We start from the raw sequence: 1,364 nt of genomic DNA on the forward strand, positions 1-1,364 counted from the left end.
GGGTGGGGCAATGGCCAGTACGAGTTCGACACCGCGCGGGCGGAGAACGGGTCGCTGGACGGCGAGGGCCACCTGGCCATCACCGCGCGGCGCGAGCGCTACGGCGGCAACGACTACACCTCCGCGCGTCTGACGACGAAGGGCCGCTTCGAGCACACCTACGGCCGCTACGAGGCCCGCCTGAAGCTGCCCACGGGGCGCGGCATCTGGCCGGCGTTCTGGCTGCTGGGCGCGGACGTCGACACGAAGGGATGGCCGACCTGCGGCGAGGTCGACATCATGGAGCACCGGGGACAGATCCCCTCCATCGTCCGCAGCTCCCTGCACGGGCCGGGCTACTCCGGCGGGCAGAACGTGGGCCGTGAGCACGCGGTCGGCGGCGGCACGCTCCAGGCGGACTTCCACGTCTACGCGTTGGAGTGGGAGCCCAATCGCATCCGCTTCATCCTGGACGACACCGTCTACTTCGAAGCCACGCCGGACAACCTCCCCGCGGGCAAGAAGTGGGTCTACGACCATCCCTTCTTCATCATCCTCAACGTCGCGGTGGGCGGCTCGTACGTGGGGCCCACGGACTCCAGCACGGTGTTCCCGCAGACGATGAAGGTGGACTACGTGCGCGTCTACGAGAGGGCGACGCCGTGAAGTTCGCCCGCGTGCTCCTGCCGTTCGTGCTGCTGCTGGCGTGCTCCTCGGAGCCGCGTCCGCGTCCGCCCGGCGTGCTCTTCGTGTCCGTGGAGCAGCAGAGCGCGTGGGTGCGCAACTTCAACCCGATGTTCGCGGGCGCCAACGCGCGCTGGCCCACGCGGGCGGGCATCTACGAGTGCCTGGAGGTCTTCAGCTCCGCGCAGGGCAAATGGGTGCCGTGGCTCGCCACCGCGCATGCGTGGGCGGACGAGCAGAAGACGCTGCGCTTCACGCTGCGCGAGAACGTCCTCTGGTCCGACGGCAAGCCCTTCACCGCGGACGACGTCGTCTTCACCTTCGGCCTCATGAAGAAGCACGCGGCGCTGGATGCCGGCGGCGTGTGGAGCTTCATCACCGACGTGAAGGCGGAGGGGCCCCACACCGTGGCCTTCACCTTCTCGCGCGTGTTCCTGCCGGGCTTCACCTACCTCGCGCACCAGGTCGTCGTGCCCCGCCACATCTGGGAGCACGTCGCGGATCCGGTGACGTTCACCAACCCGGAGCCGGTGGCCACGGGGCCCTTCACCCAGGTCACGCTGTTCCGCAACCAGGTGTACGAGCTGGGCCGCAACCCGCACTACTGGATGCCCGGCAAGCCCGCGGTGTCCGCGCTGCGCTTCCTGGCGTTCCCCACCAACGACCAGGCCAACATGGCGCTGGTGGAGGGGGAGGTGGAC

General features: G+C 69.2%; 2 protein-coding genes. Both read left to right on the forward strand.

Annotation, left to right across the window (positions count from 1 at the left end; translation table 11 throughout):
* On the forward strand, positions 1-645 hold a 645-nt coding region (locus D7V97_RS43030), incomplete at its 5' end, for a glycoside hydrolase family 16 protein (protein ID WP_147445262.1).
* A partial coding sequence (locus D7V97_RS43035) for an ABC transporter substrate-binding protein (protein WP_233583616.1) occupies positions 642-1,364 on the forward strand: 723 nt, incomplete at its 3' end. The genes D7V97_RS43030 and D7V97_RS43035, both read left to right, overlap by 4 nt.

Source organism: Corallococcus sp. CA053C, assembly GCF_003611675.1.
Classification (GTDB): domain Bacteria; phylum Myxococcota; class Myxococcia; order Myxococcales; family Myxococcaceae; genus Corallococcus.